Raw genomic sequence first — 18,263 nt, 5'->3', positions numbered from 1 at the left:
CGGCCGGCACCGGGTTACTGGCGGACGCTGGCCTCGCAGGTTCCGGTGGCGACGGTCTGTCCGCCGCGCTGCATGGTCAGGCGGCCCTGGTAGGGCAGGCCCAGCGGGGACGTGACCTCGCAGGTGTACGTGGCGTCGCCCTCACCCACCCAGGTGAATGTCACGTACCGGCGGTCCGGGTCGTACCTCGCCACGCCGTAGCCCACGCGGCCGGCCGCGAAGGCCTCCAGCCGGTCCCGCTCGCTGACGCTGGCGGTGCCGCCCGGCACGTCCACGAGGTCCGTGACATTGACGGTGGTGGTGACGCTGCGCCCGTCGATGGGACCGCTCACGGTCCAGGTGTCACCGACCGTGAGGGGGCCGGCCTGACGGGGCGGCGGACCCGCCCCGTCGCGGGAGGCCAGCATGGACGCCACGGGTGCGCAGGAGGCCAGCAGGAGGGAAAGCAGCAGGGCGGCAGGCAGGGCGCGCGGGATCATGAGCGGAGCATACGGGGCGCACATGAGGACCGGTGCTCTGCCGCCCCTGGAGCGTGCGTTCATGCTGTCTGAGCGCTTGCGGCTCAAGTTGCTTATGTGCGCCTCACTGAAATCCGAACGTGTGCGGGCCGCGCCGCGCGTTATACTCGCTTGTCATGTTCCGTGTCCTGAACAAATTATTCGATAACAACCAGCGCGACGTGGCGCAGATCGTGAAGACGATCGTGCAGCCCGTCAACGCGCTGGAAGAAGAAACCATGAAAGTGGAAGATCTCGCCGCAGCCTTCATGGACCTGCGCCGCCGCGTTCAGGAGGGCGGCGAGACCCTGGACGACGTGGTCATCCCCGCCTTCGCGCTGATCCGCGAGGCCGGCCGGCGCTCCATCGGCAAACGCCACTACGACGTGCAGCTCATCGGCGGCTACGCCCTGCACAAGGGCCGCATCGCCGAGATGCGCACCGGCGAAGGCAAGACCCTGGTCGCCACCCTCGCCCTCGCCCTGAACGCCCTGGAAGGACGCGGCGCGCACCTCGTGACCTCCAACGACTACCTCGCGCGGGTCGGCATGGAAGAAATGAGCCTGCTGTACCGCACCCTCGGCCTGACCGTCGGCCTCGCCAGCCGCGAACTGCAACCCGCGCAGAAGCAGGCCGCGTACGCCTGCGACATCACCTACGTCACGAACAGCGAACTGGGCTTCGACTACCTGCGCGACAACATGGCCCAGAGCCGCGAGGCCCTCTCGCTGCGCGCCGAACACCCCCTGAACTTCGCCATCGTGGACGAGGTGGACTCCATCCTGATCGACGAGGCCCGCACGCCCCTGATCATCAGCGGCGCCGCCGAGAAGGCCACCGACCTGTACTACGTGTACGCCAAACTGATCCGCCGCCTCCAGAAGGGCGAACCCGCCGAACCCGGCGTGCGCACCGAACCCACCGGCGACTACACCATCGACGAGAAGGCCAAGCAGGTCCACCTGACCGAGGGCGGCATCAGCAAGATCGAACGCCTGCTGTCCCTCAGCGACCTGTACAGCCCCGAGAACATGGACAAGGCCCACATGATCACCCAGGCCATCCGCGCCCGCGAACTGTACCAGCGCGAGAAGGACTACATCGTGAACGCCGAGGGCGAGGTCGTCATCGTCGACGAATTCACCGGCCGCTCCATGCCCGGCCGCCGCTACGGCGAGGGCCTCCACCAGGCCATCGAGGCGAAAGAAGGCGTGAAGATCGAGAACGAGAACCAGACGCTCGCGACCATCACCTACCAGAACTTCTTCCGCCTGTACAACAAGTTCTCCGGCATGACCGGCACCGCCAAGACCGAGGAGAAGGAATTCCTCGACATCTACGGCAGCGACGTGCTCGTCATCCCCACCAACAAACCCATCCTGCGCAAGGACGCCGAGGACCTCGTGTACCGCACCCGCCTGGGCAAGTACAACGCCGTCGTGCAGGAAGTCGCCGAGATGCACGCCACCGGCCGCCCCGTCCTGATCGGCACGGCCAGCATCGTCACCAGCGAGCAGCTCAGCGGCCTCCTCACGCAGGCCGGCGTGAAACACAGCGTCCTGAACGCCAAATTCGAGGCGCAGGAAGCCAGCATCATCGCGCAGGCCGGACGCTCGGGCACCGTCACCATCGCCACCAACATGGCCGGACGCGGCACCGACATCATGCTCGGCGGGAACGCCGAATTCATCCTCGGCGAGGCCATCGAGCAGAACTTCGGCATCAGCCGCTTCACCCCGGAAGCCGAAGCCTTCATCAAGGCCGTCAGCCGCCAGGACGAGAACGCCGTGCAGGCCGGCATGCAGATCCCCGGCATGACCGAGGAATTCGCCCGGCAGGCCCTGCAGGTGCAGGCCGACATTCTCGCCGACCGCGAACGCGTCAAGGAACTCGGCGGCCTGCACATCATCGGCACCGAACGCCACGAGAGCCGCCGCATCGACAACCAGCTGCGCGGCCGCGCCGGACGCCAGGGCGACCCCGGCAGCAGCCGCTTCTACGTGTCGTTCGAGGACGACCTGATGCGCCTGTTCGCCAACGACCGCGTGATCGCCATGATGGACCGCCTCGGCATGGACGACAGCCAGCCCATCGAAGCCAAGATGGTCACCGGCGCCATCGAGAAAGCCCAGGCGCGCGTCGAGGACCGTAACTTCAGCACCCGCAAACAACTGCTGGAATTCGACAACGTCATGAGCAAACAGCGCGACACCATCTACGCCCAGCGCCGCGAGGTGCTGCTCGGACCGGACAGCGACGTCGAAGAGAGCACCGAGGGCATGATCGCCGACTTCGTGGACATGCAACTCGCCACGCATCTGCCCGCCGACGCCAACCACGAAACCTGGGACATCGACGGCCTGCGCGCCGCCGTACTCGACGCGATCCCCCAGCTCGACGCCTTCGACTTCGAGGCGCTGCGCAGCATGAGCCCCGCCGACGCGCAGGACACCCTGCTCAAAGCCGTCGCGGACGCCCACGACGCCCGCCGCGAGGAACTCGGCGAGACCATGCTCATCAGCCTCGCCCGCTACGTGCTGCTGCAGGTCGTCGACCAGCACTGGAAAGAACACCTGCACAACATGGACGTCCTGCGACAGGGCATCGGCCTGCGCGGCTACGGCCAGCGCGACCCCTTCACCGAATACAAGTTCGAAGCCACCAACATGTTCAACGAGATGATCGACAACCTCAAAACCGACGTCACCAAGTTCATCTTCCGAATGCAGTTCGGGCAAGCAGGCTGAGTTTTGGCCGTCCCACTCGCGCTTATGCGGTGGGGAGATTCAGGGCGCGCACTTCAACGTGCGCGCCTTTTCGTGTTGTGAAGTGGACATCGAGGTCATCGAGGAGTGCCATGTACTCGTGTTCGGTGAGGCTGGGGATGCCGTCCGCGAGGTCGGTGAGTTCGGGCGCGGGGAGGATCGGGGTGCTGGTGGGGGTGAGGACCTGGATCTGGGCCTGAAGGTCGTCGCGGCGGCGGGTGAATTCGGCGCGGTCGATGAGGCCTTCGAGGTGCAGGTCGATCAGGGCGTCCCGGCGGGTTTCGAGGAGGGTGCGCTGGGGGGCGTGCGGGTCAGCCTGGGGGCGGTTGGTGAGGCGGGTGAGCGTCTCGGGGTCGCGCAGCGCATCGGCGAGGGCGAGGCGGGCGGCGACGCCGACGGTGCTGACGGGGTAGAGGCTGCTGCCTTTGCCGGTGGCGGGGCAGGTGGGCGTGCCGCGCCGGTCGGGACTGCAGTGGTAGTAGAGGATGGTGTGCCCGGCGCCGCTCTTGTGGGCGTTCCCGACGAGGGGCGTGCCGCACGCGCAGGTGAGGCGCCCGGAGAGGGGGAAGCGGCTGGGGTCACGGCGGACGTGGTTGCGGGTGGGGGTGCGCTGCGCGGCGTGCCACTGCGCGTCGGTGACGAGGGCGGGGCAGGGGATGGGCAGTCAGCGCCGATCACGCCGGGCACCTGACCGCCCAGGTGGACGGGCAGCCCAGCACCCCGCAGCGTGCTGACCACCTGCTGCGCACGGCCGCCCGGCGCACCCTGGTGGGCGAGACCCGCGTCCTGCCGGTGCCCGCATGACCCGCTTCCTGTGCGACTACACCCGCGACGTGCTGCACAAGGCGGCCACGCAGAGCTTCTGTCAGGGTCCGGCCGTGCCGGTGCTGCTGCTGACCGTGCTGATCGCGTGCGGCCTGCTGCTGGCGGTGCTGTCATGACGGCCGCCCACGCCGGGCAGCGCGCCGCGACGAGCGCCGCCCCCCTCACGCACGCCGACCGCTCCGCTGCCCTGGCCCGCATCGAGGCGCGCCGCGCGGAACTCCTCGCGGAACTCGACCTCCTGGCCGCCATCGAGGACGGTCACTGGGACGCGCTGCGCTGCGCGTGCGGTGAACGCAAGCCCGAAGGCGCAGGCCCTCGTCATCGACACGGCTGCCCACACCACCATCGCCTCCGGCGAACCCGCCGACTGGCTCAAACAAGCCGTCCTGAACCTCGCCGAGGAAGTCCAGGCGTGAACACCAGCAAACCCTCAAGCCAGGAAGGCGAACCTGTCCACATCCACAGATGCAGGCACAACAGGCGGACGAAGCGTGTCCTGCACCTGCACCGCCTCAATCAACGCCGCCAGGAACGCCTGCCGCTCCGTCTTCCCCGAACCGACCCCCAACGCCACACCCCCCCGACGGACCGTGGCCACAAACACCACCTGATCCCACTTCGGGTGCAGGTGCTTCTCCATCTCCACCACGCAGCCCTGACGCTCCAACCGCAGCCACACGTCCCAAGCCTGACCACTCACGTTCACCATGCCGCCACCGTACCCGGCACCCCACGGACAGACCAGTGAGCGACTGTTCAACTGACCTTGCCAAACCCTTAGGGAACCCCACGAGCCCCGCCACTGGCCAGCACCGCCCCATCATCCCCACCGACCTCACACCCCACCAGACCAGCGACGGGAGGGCCTGACCCATGACAACCAACGGCAACAGCACCCCGAAGAAAGCCGAAAGCGGCATCCAGGACTCGCCCTTATTAGCCGCCCAGCAGCTGATCAATCTGAGCAGCCCGCCACAGGTAGTACAGGGACAGGGTGCCGAAGACAGCGATTCCCACAGCCGATGCCACCATGAACGCCGTCAGGACAGTGTTCGTACGGGCGCTGCGTTCCGGGTTCGGGAAGCGCCAGAAGTGAAAGGCCACGACTGCGGCCAGCGCAGTGCGTACCAGGTGAAGCGCGACAGCCTCAACGCTCCAGGTGTCACTTCCGAACAGCCAGGTGGTGGGAAGGAGCGGTCCTGCCACCCAGAGAAACCGAGGTGCGACGGGTTGCTGTTGGGTCATGCTCCTCGTCGTACCACGGCAAAGCGGGGCAGGAGTGCCAATGTGCGGTTGGGCGCCAGGACGATCAGCAGAGGAGGTGCGGTGAGCCAGCACACCACTGCTCTGCAGAACCTGCTCGCCCTGATCCGCGAGGAGCCCGGACATTCCGCGAATTACTACGCCGTGAAGCTGAACCTGTCGCACGCCTACACCCGTAGGCTCCTGGTGCAGTTGGAGCAGTTGGGCGAACTGGACAGCAAGCGCGTGCGCGTGTACCGCGTGGCGGTGCGGCCGTGATGCGCTTCACCATCCCCGCGCTGCCCTGCGCCCGCACCACGGCCGGGAAGATCGACCGCACCAAGCCACTGCGGCCGAAGCTGGTCGGGTACTACACGAAGGGCGCGCGGCCCAACTGGACGCGCCTGAACGAGTACCACGCCTGGAAGGACCACGTCCGCGAGCACGCCCCTGCTGGGTTGCCTCAGCCGGCGCAGGGGAGGCCGGTGCGGGTGGACATCTGGTGCTGGTTCGCGGACAGGACGCACAACGACCCGGAGAACGTCCGCAAGAGCATCGTGGACGCCCTGTACCCGAAGGGAGACAAGTTCGTGTTCGGGTACCACCACTTCCCGCAGTACGACCCGTGCAACCCCCGCGTGGAAGTGCAGGTCAGTGCGTGAACCGCCTAGAAACTCTGCCAGAAGATGCTCAGCACGCCGGCGGCAAGCAGGGCGCAGAGCCCAAACACCAACCCCAGTCGGAACTCTGTCGTACGGCCAGGGTGATCCCGGATTCGAAACTCGTCCGCCGTGGTGTCGAACGCACCTGGGATCCGTCGGGACGTAGTGGCGACCAGTGCGCCGATGCCAACGGCCAGGACCATGTACAGGGCAAGGCTGAGGATCAGCCAGGTAGGCCTCAGCGACAGGAGCACGCCGAGAATCGGCAAGGGGCAAACCGCACCGGCCAAGGCAGGAATCATGCGCCGCACGTTGATAGGGACTCGGGACTGCCTCATCGCCAAACCAGTACGACAGGCGAGCATAGGTGGTTCCTGTGACTGCCCAGCGCCGCCGCACCAGCCCGCAGGCCCGTCAGGAGGTCACGCAGGCGCTGGGCAGCATCCGTCAGCAGCAACGGGACGCCCGGGCGCACGCGGAACGGATCTACCAAGCCGTCCGAGCTTGGGAGACTTCCAGCAACGCCGGGGAACTCGTCCCCAGTGGCGGACCGCGCACTGGCAAAACCAGCCGCATGCAGGTCGTGGGTATCGGCCAGTACGGCGGCCCACCCTGCGCCGTTCTGTTCATCTCCCGCCTGCACCTCCCGCACGGCTCCGTTAGCGAACGGGCAGCCGCGGAGATCTGCAACGCAGATCCACTCCTGGAACGCGTTCGGGCAGGCGGAGGACTGGCGACGCTCGTGCAGGAGCGCGGCTGGCACCAACACCGCGCCGATGCTCTGGCCTACGCCAAGGCCGTACTGAGGCTCGCTGCAACACTGGGTGATTCCCGTGCTGATGAAGCCCTGAGCATCATTCATGCGCTTGATCCTGCAAACAAATCTGCTACTCTTTCTGTAAGCTCGCAAGAGTAGTCAAGAGACAAGCAACGCCGCTCCGAAAGGAGCGGTTTTTCGTTGCGTTTCAAGACTGCCGGATGGTGACAGTCCGGCCCAATACCCAGTCGTCACGCCCATCCGTGCGGGGCGTGGCGGCCGGGACGCGTCAGGGCCAACAGAACGTGTCAGGCGAACGCCTGCCGCGCCGGTGCAACTCCGGAAGCCCTGCCCAACCCACCTTTATTGATAACGGTAGAAATTTAGGTTGCTAGACTGACCCGGACATGGCACCGTGGCAACCCTCCAAGTACACCCGCGCCCAGCTCGAAGAACGGCGACTCGCCGCACTGAATATGATTCAGGCCGGTGGACACACCAACCAACAGATCGCGGATCACTTCGGCGTCTCGATCCACACCATCTACACCTGGAAAGAGCGGCTCAAACGCCAGGGTGGCCTGGAGGCCACCCCCACCACGGGTCGTCCCGCCCGCCTGACCCCAGAGGGGCAGCAGAAGATCAGCACCCTCCTGCAGGAGGGTGCCCTGGCCCACGGCTTTCCCGACGCCACCTGGACCACCGCTCGTGTCCGCGAAATCATCGGGCGGCACCTGGGCGTGTGGTACCACGTCGACCATGTCCGCAAGGTGCTCCATCGCCTGGGATTCTCCCCCCAGAAACCCGGGAAAGGGGCGCTGGAACAGAACGAGGAGGCCGTACGGACCTGGGTGCAGACCACGCGCCCGGGTGTCGAAAAAAAAGGTCGCGCAGGGCGTCACGCTCGTCTACCTCGATGAAGTGGGCTTCAGTCTGAAGGGCGTGCTCCGACGGACATGGGCACAACGGGGGAAGACACCCGTGGTGCGTCTTCCGGCCAGTTGGCAGAAGCTCTCAACGCTTGGGGCCATTACGTCGAACGGGCAATTTCTCCAGCGGACCCAGACAGGAGCGGTCAAGACGGGTGATGTGCTGGCGTTTCTGAACCACCTGCTGAAGCACGTGACGGGCGAACTGGTGGTGGTGTTGGACAATGCCGCGATTCACCGGGCGAAGGCCGTCTCGGCCTTCGTGGAGACGCAGGCTCGGCTCTCGCTGGTGTACCTGCCACCGTATTCACCGGAGTTCAATCCGATTGAGAAGGTCTGGGCCTACGTGAAGCGGAACGTCTTGGGAAATTTCTGCGCCAGGACGACAAAGGAACTGAGGACACGACTGCGTGCGGGATGGCAGAGGATTCGGTACATCCAGTTGCCGCAGCGCCTCATGGCGGCGACTTCAATTTAAACCGTTATCAATAGGAAGACCACAGGCCTGCTCAAGGCACATTCATGCACTTGGAAATTCTGGCGTCTGATCGCCCTTCACTCTGAAGCTAGCCAGAAAGTCCAACCTGCCCGGGTGAAGGTGGGAAGGCAGCTCCGCTCAGCGCGGGGCTTTTTCCTGCTCACACACTGAACGGCGACACGTTGCTGCCCCGCTTCAATCAGTCAAAAGCATGACGCGCCCGTCACACGCGCCGCGCTACCTTCTCGTCACCCAACAACACAGACCCGCCCGAGTGAAGGCGGAAGGGCCGCCCCACCGCCGCGTGGGGCTTTTTCATGCCGCCCCGGAGGTGGTCTCCGCTCATGTCGAAGAAAGCGCAGCAGCGGGCCGCCCGGCGCACCCGCCTCCTGAAGTTTGTCCAGGCCCCGCCGCCCCCGCTGGAGCCCAGGCACCGCGTGTTCCCCCCCGTCCGAGAGCCGTTCTACCTGCCGGACCTGCTGGGCTTCACGCCCGAGTGCTGGCAGGGGGACGTCCCGGAGATGGGGGAAGTGCCGGTGATCAGGACATCAAGAGTTCGCTGAAGAGTTGCTCTTTCTCACCGTTGAACATCGTGGTTCCATAACCGGCATCAAGCAAAAACGATTCCACCGTGCTTAGAGCTTTTTTTGCCGCTTCTTCCGAGGAAAACCCTTCGTTTCGTCGTTGGAAGTACTGCATATATGCGAATTGTTTAGCGGTCGCCCAGGCCAGCTGCTGATCTTGATTCATGCATCCACGTTAACCCTCTGGAGGTGATCCCGCCCATGCAAACCGACGCCCCACAACCCAGGACCGCTGAGGAGCTGGGTGCGGCCCTCACTGCCAAGCAGAAGCGCTTCGCGGACGCCTACCTCGGCCCGTGTCGCCTGAACGCCAGCGCTGCGGCCCGAGAGGCGCGGTACAGCGACCACCGTGAAGGCTGGGGCCTGCTGCGTCACGCGGGCGTGAAGGCGTACATCGCCGCGCGCCTCGAGGAGCAGGACGACGTCATGAGTCGCAGCGAAGTCGCCGCCCGCCTCACCCTGGAAGCCCGCAGTGTCGTGGACATGGACGCCTTCGTGCATGTCGCGCCAACCGAGCGGACCTTCTGGGTGCCCGCCCGTGAGCACGAGCCGGTGCGGGAGCTGGCCAAACGCAAGGGCTGCCACGTGGACGACCTGGACCTGTACGACCTGTGCGGGCACTTCGGGGAAGACCAGATCAGCCGCACCGGTGACGGCGAGATGCTCGTCCGCGTCGCCACGATCAGTCAGGACGTCGAGATCGACTGGGCCGCCGCCAAGGCTGCCGGCGCGATCAGCGGCATGGCCGTCCTGAAGAAGAACCGGGACGGCAGCGTCGAGTACCGCGTCAAGGACACCAGCAAGGCTCTGGAGATGCTGGGCCGCCTGCACAACATGTTCACCGACAAGGTCCAGGTCAGCGGCGCTGACGGCGGGCCGGTGCAGGTGCAGATCACGCGGCGCATCGTGGGCGGCACCCCATGACTGGCGTGCATCTGGACCTGACGTACAGCGCCGCGCAGAACGCGGCGTTCTTCGATCACCCGCCCGGCAAGTACTTCATCTACCCGAAGGGCCGCCGCGTCGGCTTCACCCGGGGCGGCATGCAGGCCGCGTGCGAGTGGGCCCTTGAGGGCCTGGCGGTGCTGTGGGGGGACACGATCAGCGTGAACATCCGCAAGTACGTCGAGCGGTACGCGCTGCCGTTCCTGCAGAAGCAGCGCATCCCGCACACCTGGAACGTCGTGGAGAAGACCCTGCGGTTCGACACGGGCGGCTTCATCGACTTCCGGTCAGCGGACAACCCCGAGAACTGGGAGGGCTTCGGGTATCACAAAGTCCTGCTGAACGAGGCCGGGATCATCCTGGAAGGGGAGAACGGCCGGTACCTGTACCAGAACAGCGTGCTGCCCATGCTGCTGGATTTCCCGGAGAGCGAACTGTACGCGTTCGGGGTGCCCAAAGGCACCGCGAACCTGTTCTTCGACCTGCACCAGCGCGCCACTCAGGCCCTCCCCGGGTACCACACGCGGACGTTCACCAGTCACGACAGTCCCTGGCTGAGTGCCTCGGCACTGGCCGGGCTGATGGAGGAGATGCGCACCCTGGGCGGCGAGCTGCTCGTCGATCAGGAGATCTTCGGCAGGTTCGTGAACATCCAGGGCGGTGGCCTGAAGGTCATTCCGGAAGCGTGGGTGCGCCTCGCGCAGCAGCGCTGGGCTGCCCTGACCCAGCCGCCCCGCCCACCGGACGCCCTCGGGGTGGACGTCGCGCGCGGCGGTGAGGACACGACGGTGCTCTCACCCCGCTGGGGCGTGTACTTCGGGCGGGTCACGGAGATCCCCGGCTCCCGCACCCCAGACGGCCCGTCCGTGCGGGACCTGATCCTCCCGGAAGTCGGGCCGGACACGCTCGTGAACGTGGACGTGGTCGGCGTGGGCACCAGCCCGTACGACTTCACGAAGCAGGCGCACGCCCGGACGCGGCCCATCAACTTCGGGGCGGGCAGCGACGCGCGCGACAGCACGGACACCTACGACTTCGCGAACTTCCGCGCCCAGGCGTACTGGACGTTCCGCGAAGCCCTGGATCCGGTTTCCGGTCTGGGCCTGGCACTCCCGCCGGACGAGCAGCTGGTGCAGGACCTGATCAGCGTCGGGTGGGAACCGCGGGGCGGGAAGATCCTGATCGAGTCGAAGAAGGACATCAAGAAACGCATCGGCCGCAGCACCAACAAGGGTGACGCGGTCGTGCAGGCCTTCATGGAAGAAGACGCGCCGGCACCCGTTCCGGAGACGCTGGGCGAGCACGGGTGGGCCGGCTGGACCGGCTAGAGGAGGTGAAGCATGAAGTACCTGACCCTGAACCTGCTCACCGCCAGCCTGGGCGAACTGCGCGACGCTGCCAGAGGCGGCCTGAACGCCACGGCGCAGCAGGCGCGGCACATGTACAGCGGGCATCACCTCGGCGTGCCGATCGGCGGTGGGGAGATGAACTTCGACTACTGGCGCGGCCCGATGGTCCGCGTCCCGGACGAGGGCACCGAAGCAGACAAGCGCCGCGCGCAGGGCGTCGTGACGGAATTCCAGACGGCCCTGCGGCGGTCGTTCACGAGCACGAACGTCCTGCGGGAAGTGGTGCGCCGGGACGTGCACCAAGAGTTTCCACTTCCCTGCCGATGTCGTGTCACGCGGCCTTAAGCAGGAGTCCGTCCTGCTCCATCCCGGTCAGGACGTACTTTTCAGCATTCTGAGCTGCCTGCCGTTGTGCGGCCCGCCACGTCATGCCCGGTACTTCCCGACGCACCCGTAACACCGCGTGAAAGGCCTCCACCACGCACCACACCCAGTTCTCCTGCGCCTGGATCGTCCGGCAATGACAACGTCCCAACCCCAGGTTCTGCTTGAACAGCCGGTGAATCACCTCGATCCCCCAGCGGGCCTTCCAGGCCCGCAGCAGCGAACGAACCGTGACGTCACCACCGAACGTGCTGAACAGGAAAAAGCGCGTCCACTCCCCATGCACCTTGCGCCACACGATCAGGACATCGAACCCACCGACCTCACGGGCGACCGGCAAGCGGCGGACACGCCACCCGAACTCCGCGTACAGGTGGCAGCGTTCCGGAGGGAACTGCCGGCTCAGCGCACCGAGGGTGAGGGACTCACCCTCGAATTGCACGGTCATATTGGCTTTGGCACGAATCAAGACGGGAATCTGATGCTCGCGACTGAAGGTCACGGCGGCGTCCCGGCCAAACTCCCCATCCAGCAGAAGCCCCGCCATGGGGATGCCGGCCGCGAGGCAATCCTGAACAACGTGGATCATTTCCTGCGTGGCGGTGCGGTACGGGTAACAGGTCGTCTCAAGGACCTGGGACACCTTGAAGCGCTCCAGCAACGGAACTGGATCTTCACCGAACCTGACCAGGGCCGCGGAGGTGAACTGATGGCCGAGGCGGGTCTGTGCCTGACCGCTGTAGTGGTAATTGACGCCTTCCATCGTCCGTCCGGCGTGGGGCACCATGACGAAATCAATGGCCAGGAACGCGCCTTCCGGCGCGTTCCTGGCTCGACGCTGAAGGTCTTCCGTCGATGCGAAGGAGTCCCGCGCCATCTCCCAGGAGATGGCACTTTTACGCAGGGTGCTGTAGGGGACGAGGCCACTGAGGCTGGTGACCCGGTTCAGCTGAGCGGTGATGATGCTGTGCGGTAGGCTAGGGATGCGAGGTATAGTCACTTCGCATCAAGGCCCATGAGACCGGGGAATTTCAAGCCCCTGCCTCCTGGGCCTTCGTTCTGGTCGCTGTTCTCTCGCCCGTGGAAACTCTTGCTGGGAGTACACCATCGAAAGCAGCGAGGGTGTGAACACGCACGCCCTGACCGACCAGGCCGACGATCCGCGCGCGGTCGCCCTGCAGCAACTCGTGCGCTTCCGGGACCGGCAGGCCACCATGGCGGCCGTCGAGGCCCGCCGGTGACCGCGCCTCACAGGAGACCCCCATGACCCTGACGTTCCCGACCTTCTTCGATCCGCTCAGCCCGGCCTCCTGGCCGGGCTGGTGCTTTGAGTTCCGCCGCGCGCAGGGCCTGCTGTTCGCCCTGCCGCCCACGATCGCCCTGGGGGAACTGGGAAGCACGGACCCGTACGAGTACGATCACGCGCCCTTCGACGACACGTGGTACCCGGTCGGGGACGGCGTGACCCGCGAGCGGCCCCTGCTGACCCTGAGCGGCGAGCACACGTACCGCAGTGAGGCCGAAGCCCTGGAGCACGCCAGGACCGTGGAGGCCCTGCTGCCCCTGGCGACGCAACTGCACTGGCGGGGGCGGTTCCTGTGCGACCTGCGCCCCGACGTGCCGCAGGTGGTGCGCTGCCAGACGGGCGCGACCCTGCGGGACACGGCCTTCACCCTCACCCTGAATACCGTGCAGCGCGTGACGCGCGCGCTGCTGGCCGAGGTTCAACGATGACCACACTCAAAGGACACCCCGACGTTCCCGCCGGCACCGCCCTGAACGTCCGTCTGATCTGGGACGTGCCCCTCCAGGGCGCCGGGCGCGGCCTGAGCCCCAAACACCGGGACGCCACGTACGACTGGGCGACTGGGAAGTACATGGACGGGCAGGCTGAACTGACCTTCCCGCACCCCCGCGCCGGGCAGAACGACAACGCCCTGCGCGGCCCGCTGGTGGCCGTGTACACCATCGGGACCGGCCCGCTGAGCCAGACGGCCCGGTACCCCCTGCAGGCGTACGAGACGGCTCCGGGTGAGCTGGACATCACGGTCGACCCGAACCCCGCGGCGGTCGTGGCGGCGCAGACGCTGATCGACCTGATCACTGGCGCGGACGTGGCCCGCACGCAGGCAGAAGAGGCTGCCCAGCGGGTGAACGACGCCATCCTCGACCTAGAAGCGGAGCGCCAGGCGGTGGCCGATATCATCGCCGATACCGCGCAGCAGCAGGCCGAGATGGGGCTGACCGCCGTACCCAACGAGGCGGCGCTGACAGGTAAACCCGCAGGCGGATACCGCGTGCTGGGCACCAATGAGCGGGTGTACTGGAGTGGTGCCGCGATCACGGCCCGCGCTCCAATGGCCCTGAGCGCACAGGCGGGCGTGACCAAAACCACCCGCGCCGCCCTCGCTGCGGGGGGCGTGACGGCAGGCGTGGGGCAGCGCCTCGCAGATGAGCACACGCCCCTGACCGTGCGGGCCGCTGTGGGCGCTGAGGCGGGCGACGGCATCACCACGTACGCCCTGGCGGGTGGCCTGATCGCACAGCGTGAGTACACCGGCCCCGTGTACGCGGCGTGGGCAGGCGTCACGCCCGATTTCGACCTGACCACCCAGACCGGCACGGATTGGACCGCCGCGCTGACTGCGCTGCTCACCTACGGCAACGTCGTCATTGAGCCGGGGCATTACGCGGTCAACGACCTGCGGACCGGCCCCGCGACTGGCTACCGGGTCGGGTGGCGCATGTACGCGGCGGGCGCGGTGCTGCACGGCCTGGACAACACCAAACCCGTACTGACGGTGCAGCGGCAACAGGAGTTGGACCTCACGCCGCCTCTCTGCACGCACGTCGGGGCGGGCTTGCCGCAGAGCAGTATCAGCAGCATCCCTGGCACGGGCGCAGACCGGGACCTGACCGGGAACGCCTACGGCCTGTGGCTGCACCGCTGCCAGCGGTTCACCGTCACGGCTCCGTCTGCCACGCGCATCCGGGCATTTGCCATCAACCTCTCCTACTGCGAGGACGGGGAGATCACTGACCCGTATGTGTACGACACGCTCAGCGACGGTGTGCATATCGGCAACGCCAGCAGGCGCATCCGCGTGCGCCGCCCCAAAATCCGCAACACCGGGGATGATGCCCTGGCCGTGGACGGCTACAACCACGTCGGGCAGGATCAGACCGAGGACATCGAGTTCAGCGACGTGGACGTGCGGGATTCGTTCGCGCGACTCCTGAGCAACCTCGGGGGCAAAAACGTCCGGTTCCTGCGCGGGCGAGCCACGAACAGCAGCAGCAGCGCCATCCGGGTGTACCGCGACATTGCGCTGAGCAGCTACACCCCGACCGACACGCTCATCGAGGGCATCACCGTCACGGACGCCGGGCAGCGGCCCCGCTCTCCGGACGACAACCCGGCCCCGAATCGTTTCGGGGTGGACATCGGCCTGGACCTGACCGCCACGCCGAAACAGACGCTCGGCGCGGTCGGGACGGTGATTCGCAACGTCACCACTCGCAACAGCGCCAAACGCGGCCTGTGGGCGGGGGGCGTCGGCACGGTCGTGGACGGCGGCGATTTCGACGGCGGCGAGCTGGGGTCATACGTCGGCGTGCTGGCAGGCGACAGCGCCACCGAGGGATTCGGTACGACGCAGACGGCAAACATTCGGGGCACCGTGTTCCGCGATTCGCAGGCCAGCGGCGTCAACATTGATCGTGTGACCGGCAGCGCTGCCAGCATAAAACTCATCAACAACGCCCAGCACGGCGCGAACATTTACGGCTGCGCGGATTTCGAGTTGATCAACCCGGAGGGGGCGGGCAACAGCACCGAGGCAGATAACCTGTACGCGCACATTATCCTGGCGTCCAGCACTGCCCCGAACAACAACATCCGGGTGTCCGGCGGGCGGCTGCGGGCTGGGACAGGCACAAAACGGGCGCGGTACGGAGTGCGTGTCGAAACTGGAACAACCAACTACCGCGTTGAGAACGTGGATGCACGGGGAGCGACACGCACCGACACGGCAACGTGGGCCGTGAGCCTACAGACGCCCAGCATCGCGTTCGGTGATAAATCCAGCATCGTAAACAATGCCGGGCACAACCCGGTGGGGCAGCTCACCACGCCCGCCATGAGCTCCAGCGGCACATCGTTCAGCAACCCATATCCCTACACGGTGCGGGTGTTCGTGTCGGGCGGGACGGTTTCGGACATCCGCGTGGCGGGCGTCGTCACCGGCCTGACATCGGGCATGGTTGAGGTTGGGCCGCAAGAAACGATCCGGCTCACATACTCGGTTGTGCCTCAGTGGATTTGGCTGGGGCGCTAAATTGGCCTGTTTAATTGGGGCAGATATTCAGATTTGTACAGTGTATTTCATTTATTTCCATTCCACCATTCCGCGTCAATGAAAATTTTCTGCGGTGCGCATTAATTACAATAGCGCACCGCAATCTGTAGATTCATTATTTACTTGAGCATCAATTAGCGCAGTATGAAATAGATTTAATAATTTTTTTATCACCCTCTATTGTTCCTGCTCCATCAAGTAATTTCCTTCTCATTAAATAAAAGATTTCATTCTTGGATTGACGCCTATCTCTTTTCATTGAATAATTAGTAGATTTGCCGTCTTTCGTGAACTTCAACTGCACTTCCTCTAAGTTTTTGTCAAACGTCTGGATTAAGAAATAACCGTCGGAATTATCTTTTAGGGATAACGTATTTCCGGTTGAAACTATAGGGTTTTTGCAGATTCCTTTAGCCGCTGGTATGATTTGAAGAAGCTGATCCTCGGTAGGAGATCCGTTTGGAGTATATTCCCAAATAATGAATTTTGGTGGTGATTCTTGGAAGGATTTGGATCTAAGGTAGCTATCCAGTGCGGCAGACGCACCTCCGCCAGATATAGAAACGTTAAGGACGTTAGTTTTAAGTTTGTTAGATAGCAAAGCAGAGAATGACTGCTCTACTGTATCACTAGCTAATGTTCTATAGTTATTGCTTGTCCCAGCGATAACTACTTGGGGGCCGTCTTCTGATATGAGTTCTTCGACCGCATCAATAGTATATGACAGGTATTTTTCTGGTAATAATTTTGGTTCACAAAACTCATTATATGTCGCCTCAAGGCTGCCGTAATTTGAGATTTCAAGAGATTTTAATTTATCTGAGTAATTTTCCTGACGTAGCAGGACATTTTTCGATTTTATATAATTTGCTACATTATTTGCGACCAGATCGGCACCGATTGATGTCCAGTGATGATCTCTTAAGAAGAAAAATTGATTGCTTATTCCTGAAGACTTGGATAAATTAACGATGTTCGGTGAGTATATACCCAAATTATTAATCTCAGCAATATATTTGTCATAGGATGCTATTGTGCCTGCGTTGAAATTATATTTCAGTGCGATTTCTTTAGGAATCATGTCTGGAGTCAAATATGAGCGCTGAGGCAGAGATATAATGATTAGTTCGACTCCCTTCGATTTTAGAGCTTTCTTAAGTGGGTCGAAATAAGTCAGGGTTTGAGTGCTAGGCATAGGATTTAAATCCCATGAATAGAACATTCTTGCGCCAATACCGGCATTTAAGATTGGTTGGATGGATTTGTTAGATTTGCTCACGATAGCCTGATCCTGAGCCTGAGGACATATCGACACATCGGAAGCTTGTAAACGGCCATTAGATAATGCAGCCATCGCGAAAACAAAAAAGATCTTTCTCATGAATCATCCTCCTTATAATCTTCTCTTAGAAATCGCTCAGGGATTTCCCAAATTACGATCTGGGCGGGATAGTCTTTGCGTTCTGGGCTGATGAGGTACTCCCGCATCGGCACGATCGGGCCTTTGCCTTCACGCGCCATGTTCAGGACCTCAGTACCCAATGCGGCGGCCAGGGCGCCGTCGAAGTGCCAGACATTGTCCTTAGTCTCCGCGCTGTAGCTCGTGCCGACCAACGTCACTGCGATGCCCTCGTCACCGAAGAGACCGCCGCCGCCCTCATCGTTGCGTTCGTAGGTGATGGGGCTGACCAGATCTGACCGATCGGCCCCTGGTACGTAACGGGTGAGGTCCCCGGCGCGTGGTACTTCCGGTTGCGTCTGCGCGGTGTACTCAGCGGCGGGCAGGTCGAAGCCCAACTCCGTTACGACGGGTGCGATGGCCTGCGCAGCGACCTGAGCACCGGTCGGCGTCCAGTGGGTGTCTGTTTTGAAGAACAGGTCGCTTCTGCTCTTGCCGTTCTCGAACGCAGTTAGGAGGTCCGGTGCGGGAATCCCGGCCTTCTCAAGCTCCGTATGGAAGGACTGGTACAGCGCCTCCGTTTGCGCGGGGACTTTCGCGTTCGTCTGGTCCGCGTACACGCGGGCCTTTGCAGGAATCAGAGCCACGACCAGTTGCGCGCCGTCCTTCTTTAGTTCATCCCGCACCTCCTGGATGTACGCGAGTTTGCCCTGGATCTCGGCGGCGTCCCCGGCAGACGTCTGGTACTCCTCGCTGGTGAACAGCCAGCCCTCCTTGCCGATCAGGGCGCCGTCGCGGGCCTCCCCGAACAGGCGGGCGTTCAGGCCGCCCCACAGATTCACGCTGGCGTCCCGCCAGGGCACCTTGGCGTCGAGGTTCTCTTTCTCGTACGTGACCATGGCTTCCCCGGTCACGACGGCTTTCCCCTGCGGCCACTGCCGGACGGTGGGCGTCAGCACCGTCAGGACCGCCCCGACCGCCACCACGCCCAGCAGGAACGCAGCGGGCAGCCAGTGCAGAACAGCGGGGGCCGCTGGGTTGTTGGCGTTGGATTTTACGGTGTCCTGCGCAAATTCAGTCATGTCAGGT

At 64.0% G+C, this 18,263-nt stretch carries 22 protein-coding genes; 14 read left to right on the top strand and 8 right to left on the bottom strand.

Annotated elements, in window-relative coordinates:
* Positions 1-14: 14 nt before the first annotated feature.
* Complete coding sequence (locus ABDZ66_RS05815; protein ID WP_343757097.1) at positions 15-479, bottom strand: hypothetical protein; 465 nt, start codon at positions 477-479, stop codon at positions 15-17.
* 155 nt (positions 480-634) lie between these two features.
* Between ABDZ66_RS05815 and secA the strand changes: the two genes are divergently transcribed.
* The 4 genes from secA to ABDZ66_RS05795 all read left to right on the top strand — a co-directional run bounded on the left by secA (position 635) and on the right by ABDZ66_RS05795 (position 4,503).
* Complete coding sequence (secA, locus tag ABDZ66_RS05810; RefSeq protein WP_343757095.1) at positions 635-3,244, top strand: preprotein translocase subunit SecA; 2,610 nt, start codon at positions 635-637, stop codon at positions 3,242-3,244.
* Positions 3,245-3,302: 58 nt separating this feature from the next.
* Positions 3,303-3,953, top strand: coding sequence for a hypothetical protein (locus tag ABDZ66_RS05805; RefSeq protein WP_343757093.1), 651 nt, complete (start codon positions 3,303-3,305; stop codon positions 3,951-3,953).
* Positions 3,954-4,062: 109 nt separating this feature from the next.
* On the top strand, positions 4,063-4,203 hold the full coding sequence (locus ABDZ66_RS05800) for a hypothetical protein (protein ID WP_343757091.1): 141 nt from the start codon (positions 4,063-4,065) through the stop codon (positions 4,201-4,203).
* 171 nt (positions 4,204-4,374) lie between these two features.
* Entirely contained in the window at positions 4,375-4,503 is a 129-nt protein-coding gene (locus ABDZ66_RS05795; RefSeq protein WP_343757089.1) for a hypothetical protein, read from the top strand.
* A gap of 14 nt (positions 4,504-4,517) precedes the next feature.
* Here ABDZ66_RS05795 and ABDZ66_RS05790 read toward each other — a convergent pair whose 3' ends face one another.
* Complete coding sequence (locus tag ABDZ66_RS05790; protein WP_343757087.1) at positions 4,518-4,796, bottom strand: hypothetical protein; 279 nt, start codon at positions 4,794-4,796, stop codon at positions 4,518-4,520.
* Between the two features lie 227 nt (positions 4,797-5,023).
* A complete protein-coding gene (locus tag ABDZ66_RS05785; RefSeq protein ID WP_343757085.1) occupies positions 5,024-5,332 on the bottom strand; it encodes a hypothetical protein in 309 nt (102 codons plus the stop codon).
* An 81-nt stretch (positions 5,333-5,413) separates the two neighbouring features.
* Between ABDZ66_RS05785 and ABDZ66_RS05780 the strand changes: the two genes are divergently transcribed.
* Together ABDZ66_RS05780 and ABDZ66_RS05775 are read left to right on the top strand one after the other, a co-directional pair.
* Positions 5,414-5,608, top strand: coding sequence for a hypothetical protein (locus ABDZ66_RS05780; RefSeq protein WP_343757083.1), 195 nt, complete (start codon positions 5,414-5,416; stop codon positions 5,606-5,608).
* Positions 5,608-5,991 carry a RusA family crossover junction endodeoxyribonuclease gene (locus ABDZ66_RS05775; protein WP_343757081.1) on the top strand — a complete coding sequence of 128 codons (384 nt, stop codon included), beginning with the start codon at positions 5,608-5,610 and terminating at the stop codon, positions 5,989-5,991. Before ABDZ66_RS05780 ends, ABDZ66_RS05775 begins: the two co-directional genes overlap by 1 nt.
* Positions 5,992-5,996: 5 nt before the next feature.
* Here the strand turns inward: ABDZ66_RS05775 and ABDZ66_RS05770 are convergent, their stop codons facing one another.
* Positions 5,997-6,293, bottom strand: a complete 297-nt coding sequence (locus ABDZ66_RS05770) for a hypothetical protein (protein ID WP_343757079.1) — start codon at positions 6,291-6,293, stop codon at positions 5,997-5,999.
* Positions 6,294-6,367: 74 nt separating this feature from the next.
* Here ABDZ66_RS05770 and ABDZ66_RS05765 point away from each other — a divergent pair, with 74 nt between their 5' ends.
* The 3 genes from ABDZ66_RS05765 to ABDZ66_RS05755 all read left to right on the top strand — a co-directional run bounded on the left by ABDZ66_RS05765 (position 6,368) and on the right by ABDZ66_RS05755 (position 8,718).
* Positions 6,368-6,907, top strand: a complete 540-nt coding sequence (locus ABDZ66_RS05765) for a hypothetical protein (RefSeq protein ID WP_343757078.1) — start codon at positions 6,368-6,370, stop codon at positions 6,905-6,907.
* A 248-nt stretch (positions 6,908-7,155) separates the two neighbouring features.
* Positions 7,156-8,155 (top strand): IS630 family transposase gene (locus ABDZ66_RS05760; protein ID WP_343757076.1). Its coding sequence is split into 2 segments (ribosomal slippage): positions 7,156-7,626 and positions 7,628-8,155, totalling 999 coding nucleotides; the frame shifts between segments, so codons are not numbered across the junction.
* Between the two features lie 344 nt (positions 8,156-8,499).
* On the top strand, positions 8,500-8,718 hold the full coding sequence (locus ABDZ66_RS05755; RefSeq protein ID WP_343757074.1) for a hypothetical protein: 219 nt from the start codon (positions 8,500-8,502) through the stop codon (positions 8,716-8,718).
* Here the strand turns inward: ABDZ66_RS05755 and ABDZ66_RS05750 are convergent.
* Entirely contained in the window at positions 8,696-8,905 is a 210-nt protein-coding gene (locus ABDZ66_RS05750; protein ID WP_343757071.1) for a hypothetical protein, read from the bottom strand. The genes ABDZ66_RS05755 and ABDZ66_RS05750 overlap by 23 nt on opposite strands.
* Before the next feature lie 35 nt (positions 8,906-8,940).
* Here ABDZ66_RS05750 and ABDZ66_RS05745 point away from each other — a divergent pair, with 35 nt between their 5' ends.
* Genes ABDZ66_RS05745 through ABDZ66_RS05735 form a run of 3 tightly spaced genes read left to right on the top strand, consistent with a single transcriptional unit; the run spans position 8,941 to position 11,378 of the window.
* The gene (locus ABDZ66_RS05745; RefSeq protein ID WP_343757069.1) at positions 8,941-9,663 is read left to right on the top strand and encodes a terminase small subunit; all 723 of its coding nucleotides are present in this window, start codon (positions 8,941-8,943) and stop codon (positions 9,661-9,663) included.
* The gene (locus tag ABDZ66_RS05740) at positions 9,660-11,012 is read left to right on the top strand and encodes a hypothetical protein (RefSeq protein ID WP_343757068.1); all 1,353 of its coding nucleotides are present in this window, start codon (positions 9,660-9,662) and stop codon (positions 11,010-11,012) included. The genes ABDZ66_RS05745 and ABDZ66_RS05740 overlap by 4 nt, the downstream gene beginning before the upstream one ends.
* Before the next feature lie 12 nt (positions 11,013-11,024).
* Positions 11,025-11,378, top strand: coding sequence for a hypothetical protein (locus ABDZ66_RS05735; protein WP_343757066.1), 354 nt, complete (start codon positions 11,025-11,027; stop codon positions 11,376-11,378).
* Here ABDZ66_RS05735 and ABDZ66_RS05730 read toward each other — a convergent pair.
* Positions 11,365-12,294: a transposase gene (locus tag ABDZ66_RS05730; RefSeq protein ID WP_343757064.1), complete on the bottom strand. Its 930-nt coding sequence runs from the start codon at positions 12,292-12,294 to the stop codon at positions 11,365-11,367. The genes ABDZ66_RS05735 and ABDZ66_RS05730 overlap by 14 nt on opposite strands.
* Before the next feature lie 386 nt (positions 12,295-12,680).
* On the opposite strand from ABDZ66_RS05730, the gene ABDZ66_RS05725 reads away from it, so the two are divergent.
* A complete protein-coding gene (locus ABDZ66_RS05725; RefSeq protein ID WP_343757062.1) occupies positions 12,681-13,151 on the top strand; it encodes a hypothetical protein in 471 nt (156 codons plus the stop codon).
* Positions 13,148-15,754, top strand: a complete 2,607-nt coding sequence (locus ABDZ66_RS05720; RefSeq protein ID WP_343757060.1) for a hypothetical protein — start codon at positions 13,148-13,150, stop codon at positions 15,752-15,754. The genes ABDZ66_RS05725 and ABDZ66_RS05720 overlap by 4 nt, the downstream gene beginning before the upstream one ends.
* 151 nt (positions 15,755-15,905) lie before the next feature.
* Here ABDZ66_RS05720 and ABDZ66_RS05715 read toward each other — a convergent pair whose 3' ends face one another.
* On the bottom strand, positions 15,906-17,156 hold the full coding sequence (locus tag ABDZ66_RS05715) for an alginate O-acetyltransferase AlgX-related protein (RefSeq protein WP_343757058.1): 1,251 nt from the start codon (positions 17,154-17,156) through the stop codon (positions 15,906-15,908).
* On the bottom strand, positions 17,153-18,256 hold the full coding sequence (locus tag ABDZ66_RS05710) for an alginate O-acetyltransferase AlgX-related protein (RefSeq protein ID WP_343757056.1): 1,104 nt from the start codon (positions 18,254-18,256) through the stop codon (positions 17,153-17,155). The genes ABDZ66_RS05715 and ABDZ66_RS05710 overlap by 4 nt, the downstream gene beginning before the upstream one ends.
* Positions 18,257-18,263: the final 7 nt, after the last annotated feature.

Origin of the sequence: Deinococcus depolymerans (assembly GCF_039522025.1) — a bacterium.
Classification (GTDB): domain Bacteria; phylum Deinococcota; class Deinococci; order Deinococcales; family Deinococcaceae; genus Deinococcus; species Deinococcus depolymerans.
This window is presented reverse-complemented; position numbering and strand designations above follow the sequence as displayed.